At 68.1% G+C, this 6109-nt stretch carries 7 protein-coding genes and 1 pseudogene; 4 read left to right on the forward strand and 4 right to left on the reverse strand.

The window, feature by feature from the left end; translation table 11 throughout:
• Positions 1-174, forward strand: a pseudogene (locus A5622_RS25940) (thioredoxin-disulfide reductase); the annotation flags it as partial.
• A 19-nt stretch (positions 175-193) separates the two neighbouring features.
• Here the strand turns inward: A5622_RS25940 and A5622_RS25945 are convergent.
• Positions 194-778, reverse strand: a complete 585-nt coding sequence (locus A5622_RS25945) for a TetR/AcrR family transcriptional regulator (protein WP_066882119.1) — start codon at positions 776-778, stop codon at positions 194-196.
• Between the two features lie 85 nt (positions 779-863).
• Here A5622_RS25945 and A5622_RS25950 point away from each other — a divergent pair, with 85 nt between their 5' ends.
• Positions 864-1265 carry a nitroreductase family deazaflavin-dependent oxidoreductase gene (locus A5622_RS25950; protein ID WP_066882121.1) on the forward strand — a complete coding sequence of 134 codons (402 nt, stop codon included), beginning with the start codon at positions 864-866 and terminating at the stop codon, positions 1263-1265.
• Here A5622_RS25950 and A5622_RS25955 read toward each other — a convergent pair whose 3' ends face one another.
• Complete coding sequence (locus A5622_RS25955; RefSeq protein WP_066882123.1) at positions 1266-2651, reverse strand: FAD-binding oxidoreductase; 1386 nt, start codon at positions 2649-2651, stop codon at positions 1266-1268.
• Positions 2652-2900: 249 nt separating this feature from the next.
• Between A5622_RS25955 and A5622_RS25960 the strand changes: the two genes are divergently transcribed.
• Complete coding sequence (locus tag A5622_RS25960; RefSeq protein ID WP_066882129.1) at positions 2901-4385, forward strand: serine/threonine-protein kinase; 1485 nt, start codon at positions 2901-2903, stop codon at positions 4383-4385.
• 132 nt (positions 4386-4517) lie between these two features.
• Here A5622_RS25960 and A5622_RS25965 read toward each other — a convergent pair whose 3' ends face one another.
• Both A5622_RS25965 and A5622_RS25970 read right to left on the reverse strand, forming a co-directional pair.
• A complete protein-coding gene (locus A5622_RS25965; protein ID WP_066882125.1) occupies positions 4518-5306 on the reverse strand; it encodes an SDR family oxidoreductase in 789 nt (262 codons plus the stop codon).
• A gap of 28 nt (positions 5307-5334) precedes the next feature.
• Complete coding sequence (locus A5622_RS25970; RefSeq protein ID WP_066882127.1) at positions 5335-5763, reverse strand: DUF1707 domain-containing protein; 429 nt, start codon at positions 5761-5763, stop codon at positions 5335-5337.
• A gap of 69 nt (positions 5764-5832) precedes the next feature.
• Here A5622_RS25970 and A5622_RS25975 point away from each other — a divergent pair.
• A partial coding sequence (locus tag A5622_RS25975; RefSeq protein WP_156753095.1) for a TetR/AcrR family transcriptional regulator occupies positions 5833-6109 on the forward strand: 277 nt, incomplete at its 3' end.

A 6109-nucleotide genomic window follows, 5' to 3' on the forward strand; every position in this document is an offset into this window, starting at 1 on the left:
GGGGTGTTCGCCGCCGGGGACCTGGTGGATCGCACCTACCGCCAAGCCATCACCGCCGCGGGCAGCGGCTGCTCGGCGGCCATCGACGCCGAACGCTGGCTCGCCGACCACGAAGAAACCGACGTGGATGCGTCCGTCACGCCGGCGATCGGTCGAGCGCCGTTGCGTAGCTGAGGTTTTCAGGCCGAGGTTGTCAACCCCGCGACGTGAGATGGGCGGTGACGACCGGCGTCACCAGCGCGATCAGTTCGTCCACCGGGGCGGACGCGATCGGCTCGACCTGTAGGACATGGCGCAGGTAGGCGATGCCCAGCAGTTGGGCCATGGCCAGGTCGATGCGCAGTTCGGTGTCCGCCCCGGACAGCAGCTTGGCCATCTCCGGGTACAGCTGACCCTGAATGAACTGGCGCACCAGCGTGGCCGACTCTTCGTGGGTGGCCGCACCCCGCAGGATCGCCAGTAGGGAAGCGCGGGAGTCCGGCTGCTCCCATGCCGCGAAGAACACCCGCGTCAGGCGCTCACCGATTTGCTTGCGATCGCCGCCAGCGATGCGTTCGCTGATTTCGGCCGGATCGAACGGCCAGCCCAAGGTGGACCGGAACAGCTCGGCCTTGCTGCCGAAATAGTGCCGGATCAGCGCCGGGTCGACGCCGGCGCCGGCGGCGATGTCGCGGACCGAGGTCTTGTCGTAGCCCGAATCGGCGAACAGCCGTCGGGCGGTCGCCACGATGTCGTTGCGGGTGTCCGGGTTGCCCGGGCGTCGTCCGATGGGGGGCACAGTCTAGAAATTCTACAGTCGTTGACTTCCGGGCGGCTGGGTTTTAGCCTTGGTGTAGAAATTCTCCACGTGAGGAGTTACGGAGATGCCAGCACCACGATGGGTCGCCCGGTTCAACAAGGTCGGCCTCAACCGATTCACCAAGTACATCGCTCCGTGGGCGCCGGGATGGGGAGTCGTCGTCCATCGCGGGCGCAAATCGGGACGCACCTTTCGGACCCCGCTGTGGGTCTTTCGCCGCCACAACGGATTTGTGATCGCGCTGACCTACGGTCCCGAAACGGATTGGGTGCGCAACGTGCTCGCCGCCGGGGGCTGTGAACTGCAGACCAGGCGGCGGCGCTACCAGCTGGGCGCGCCGGTCGTGTTCCGCGACGCCCACGCGACCGACATGCCGGCGTTCATCCGCTTCATGCTGCGCAGGGTGATCAAGGCGCCGGAGTTCCTCCGGCTCGACATCGTGAGCCAATTGGCAACGGCGCGTTGACTACTCGCCACCCGATGCGAACGCGACATCGGGGTTGAGGATGCCGGCCGGGTCGAAGCTCGCCTTGATGCGGCGCATCAGGTCGACCTTGACCGGGTCCTCGAGCTCGACGAAGTAGGGCGCCTTGGCGCGGCCCAGGCCGTGTTCACCGGAGATCGCGCCGCCCAATTCCATTGCCAGCGCGAAGATGTCGGTCAGCAGCTGCTTTCGGATCGCCGGGTCCGGGCAGAAGATGGCCAAGTGCACGTTGCCGTCACCGGCGTGCCCGCAGCCCGCCGCGGCAGCACCGGCCGCCGCCGCCAGACCGCGCGCGCCGGACAGGAACTTCGGCATGGCTCCGCGCGGCACGACGGTATCGATCAGGTCGTCGGCGTTGAGCGCCTTGAGCGTCCAGAACGCCTTCTCGCGCGCCTCGATGAGCTTGCGCGCCGAGCCGCCCTCGAGCACGTAGGCGTCCACCGCGCCCAGCTCGGCGAGCAGCTCACCCGTCGTCTCGACGTCCTCGTCCAGCCGCTCGGCGGTCCGATTCTCAAGCGCCACAACCAGATACGCTTGACAGCTGTCCCGGACGGCGTCGGGCACGCCCAGCTCGAGATTCTGGGTATGCACCAGCGCGGCCATCGTCACGCTGTCGATGTACTCCAGGATGTAGGGCGCGAGGCCGCTGGCGAGGATCTTGGGCACCGCCTCCATCACCTGATCAAAGTCGGCGAACGGCGCGAGCACGGTGGCGCTGTGGTCGAGGCGCGGATGCAGCTTGACGGTCACCTCGGTGGCCAGGGCCAGGGTGCCCTCGGAGCCGACGATGAGCTGGGTCAGGTCGTAGCCGGTGGAGATTTTGGCGATCTTGCCGCCGGTGCGGATCAGCTCGCCGGTCGGCAGCGCCGCCTGCAGCCCGAGCACGTTGTGGCGGGCGATGCCGTACTTGACCGCGCGCATGCCGCCGGCGTTGGTGCCGACGTTGCCGCCGACGCTGGAGGACAGCTCGCCCGGGTGCACCATGTACCGCAGCCCGGTGCCGGCCGTCGCGTCGTCCAGCTCGGTCAGCGTCACGCCGGGCTGCACGACCGCGACCTGGTTGGTGACGTCGACCTCCAGCACGGCGTTCATGCGCTCGAAGGAGATGAGCAATCCGTCCGCGCGGGGGATCGCCGCGCCCGACAGGCCCGTGCCCGAACCGCGGGCGGTCACCGGCACGCGGTTTTCCGACGCGGCCTTGAGTAATTGCGCGACTTCGTCGGCGGCCGCCGGCTTGGCCAGGTATGCGGGCTTCTGCGGCGGCTTGGTCAGCACCTCGTCGTGCGCGTAGTCGTCGGAAATCGCATCGCCCGTAAGCAGGTTGTGCTCGCCGACGATCCTCGCGAATTGCGCCGTCATGTCGGTCATCGAAGGCCTCACCTTCTTACGTGCCGGACAATTACTCACTGTATCGGTGGGATGCATGCGAGCAGAGACGCCGTTAGGGTGGGGCGGGCGCAGTTTTCCGCGAGGCCTCGTGTGGGTCTGGCCGGGTGACAATAGCGGCCGTCAGCGGTGTCTCGAAGTAGCGACACGCGTGAGGCTGCGCACGTTATGTCGACGCCCGATTCGGGAATCCGCGGCGTTGGACTGTCTTGAAGGAGAAAGGATCGTTTGTTGACCTCCTCGTCCCGCGGTTCGCGGCTCGGTACCCGGTTCGGGCCGTACGAGCTGCGATCACTGATCGGCACCGGGGCAATGGGCGAGGTCTACCGCGCGTACGACACGGTTAAGGACCGGATGGTCGCGCTCAAGCTGTTACGCGGTGAGACGGCCGCGGACCCCGGCTTCCAGCAACGTCTTTGGCGCGAGTGCCGGAAGGTGACGCGGCTGCAGGAGCCCCACGTCATGCCGCTGCACGACTTCGGCGAGATCGACGGCGTGCCCTTCATCGACATGCACCTGGTCGACGACGGGGGCAGCCTCAAAGACCTGCTGCGTGAGCAGGGCGGGTTGGAGCCGTCGCGGGCGGCGTCGATCACCGCGCAGGTGGCCCGGGCCCTGGACGCCGCGCACGCCGCCGGGCTGCTGCACCTCGACGTCAAGCCCGAGAACATCATGCTGACCCACGACCATTTCACCTACCTCGCCGACTTCGGCATCGCCCAGGCCGCCGGCGACGAGACGATCTCACGGACCTACATGGCGCCCGAGCGCTTCACCACCGGGCGGGTCGGGCCGCAGACCGACGTCTATTCGTTGACGTGCGTGCTCTACGAATGCCTCACCGGTCAACCGCCGTTCGAGAGCGAGGACGCGGGGGAGCTGAAGCGCGCGCACATGCTGGCGCCGGCGCCGCGACCCAGCATCATGCGCCGCGGTGTCGGCCGCGATTACGACGACATCATCACCCGGGGCATGGCCAAACACGGCGCGGCGCGATTCGCATCTGCCGGTGAACTTGCCCGCGCCGCCAGTGACGCGGTATTCGCGGCCTACGAGCAGCCGGTGGGTGTGGCCGCCGGGCGAAGCGGACCGCCTCCCAAGACACGCCCGCTGCCGACCGTCCCCCTGCCAGAACTTGACAAGCCCGCTGACAGCGGTCCCGAGCGGCCTGTTGCGTCCGGCCCTTCGTGGCGTTGGCCGGCGATCGGTCGCACTCCGGTGGTGGTGGCCGCGGTGGCGGCGGTGCTGTTGATCGCCGGACTGGTCTTGTCGATGAATTTGGTTGGCGGTACTCATCACAACGGGTCGACGTCTCCGCCGCCTACGACTGCACAGGCGGCGTCGCCGTCACCTACGGCGCCGCCGCCGTTGACGCCCACGCTGTCTCGCCCGGTGAAGGGCGCCGACGGTCTAGGGTTCGTCGGCGAGACGGCCCGGTGCGACCCGGGCAATCCGCCGGCCTTGGTGGTGCGCACCGCTAAGTCGCTGGCGGTGGTGTGCCAAAACCTCAGCGGCACTTATTATTACCGCGGCGAGCGGATTCGCGACGGCGCCCACATCGAGCTGTCCAATGCCGAGCGGGTCGAGGACGGCTTCGACGTGACAAACCCGGTCGACGGCGTCGTCTACGAGGTGCGGCCGAACCGGCTGCGGATCATCAGCTACGGGCATGTCGATTCCTCGGAACCGGTGCTGCAGTACGCGACAGCGTCGTAACCGCGTGCGCTGCGTTTCGGATGGTCCGAGGCCGCGGTGCCCCAAACGTCACATGCGTCACGGGTTTCCGGCCATGAAACGATTTCCAAACGCGCTAGCGGATGTGCTAGCGCGAAGGCGGCGCAAGGGTGGTCACGCCGCCTTCGCCGGCGCCGCCGCGGGGCGCAGCATTCGACCGCTCATAAGCGCCGACAACCATCCGGGCGCGAGCCGTCCGCCCGTCGCCATCACCCGGTAGCGCCAGCCGGGCACGACCACCGCGCGGCCGCGGTCGAGACCGCGCAACCCGGCGGTCACCACCGGACCCGGTTCGGCGAGGTGGCGGTAGATCGCGGTGTGCGAGACGTCCGACCCGAGCGCGTCGACGAATCCCGTGTGGGTGGGTCCGGGGCACAGCGCGGTCACGGTGACACCGGAGCCGCGGGTCTCGGCCCACAACGCCTGGCTCAGCGACAGCACGAACGCCTTCGAGGCGCCATAGGTGGCCTGATAGGTGCCGGGCTGAAAGGCGATGGTGGAGGCGACATTCAAGATGCCGCCGCGGCCGCGGGCCAGCATCCCGGGCAGGACCGCGTGGGTTAGGCGGACCGGCGCGTCGACGTTGACCGCCACGAGTTCGCGTTCGCGGCCGGCGTCGATTTCGGCGAACGGGCCGTAGGTGCCGAAGCCCGCGTTGTTGACGAGCACGTCGATCGCCCGTCCGTCCAGACGGGCGATTAGCTCCTCGACACCGTCATTGGCGGCAAGGTCGCCGACGACCAATTCGACGTCCGTGCCCGTCCCGATCCGTTGCTTGACGGCCTCGAGCCGGGTCCGGTCCCGCCCGGCCAACACCAACGAGAAACCCCGTTGCGCCAGCTGTTCGGCGAAGATCGCGCCCAGCCCTGAGCTGGCGCCGGTGACCACTGCCGTCTTCTTCATAGCTTCTCCTAGCGAATAGTGCTGGTGCTCAACGGCTTTGCTTGCCACGCGGTATCGATGCGGCGTGGCTGACGAATCCGATTCCCGCGCCGAGGATGGGCCAGATCGGCCAGAAGTAGGTGGCGTCGGTGGTCAGGGCGACCGCCGCCCAGACGGTGAGCACGATGACGCACATGGTGAGGTACGCGGCGAGGTGCGCGCGCACTCCACGGCGGGCCGCGGCGAGGCGGGCGGCGCGGCGGCGCGGGTCGTGGCGCCGGATGCGATCGAGCGGCAGGTCCGCGACGAGGTGGCGCAGGTCTTGGGCGGTGTGCGTCTGGAACACCGTTTGCAGCCGACGGTCGTACTCGTCCACCTGCAGGTATCCCTGGGCGAACGCCTGACCGAGCAGGTCGGCCGTCTTTTCCCGGTCGTGGGTGCCGGCGAGCGTCGATGTGGTTTCCAGCAGATTCGACATTTCGTCTCCTTGGTCGCCGATGTGAATAGCATTAACATAGACCTTAATGTTAATGTCGTCAACATGACAGTGCAGCGGTCGGCCGTTCGGCGGCGTCAGAGCTATCACCACGGTGATCTCAAGCGGGCGCTGACGAGTGCCGCGCTATCGCTGGTGGCCGAGAAGGGGCCGAAGGGGTTCACCCTCACCGAGGCGGCGCGGCGCGCAGGCGTCAGCGCCGCGGCTCCGTACCGGCACTTCGCCGATAAGGCGGAGCTGCTGGCCGCCGTCGCCGAACAGGGATTCCAGCAGTTGCACGCCGACCTGGCCGCGGCCGCCGACCGCGCTTCCGATCCGAAGGAGCGGG

It is taken from the genome of Mycobacterium sp. 1245801.1, from assembly GCF_001673055.1.
Lineage (GTDB): Bacteria > Actinomycetota > Actinomycetes > Mycobacteriales > Mycobacteriaceae > Mycobacterium > Mycobacterium europaeum_A.

Excerpts from the sequence above, each read along its gene's own strand:
- A5622_RS25965 (WP_066882125.1), bottom strand. The coding sequence starts at position 5,306 with ATGAAGAAGACGGCAGTGGTCACCGGCGCCAGCTCAGGGCTGGGCGCG.
- A5622_RS25955 (WP_066882123.1), bottom strand. The coding sequence starts at position 2,651 with ATGACCGACATGACGGCGCAATTCGCGAGGATCGTCGGCGAGCACAAC.
- A5622_RS25950 (WP_066882121.1), top strand. The coding sequence starts at position 864 with ATGCCAGCACCACGATGGGTCGCCCGGTTCAACAAGGTCGGCCTCAAC.
- A5622_RS25970 (WP_066882127.1), bottom strand. The coding sequence starts at position 5,763 with ATGTCGAATCTGCTGGAAACCACATCGACGCTCGCCGGCACCCACGAC.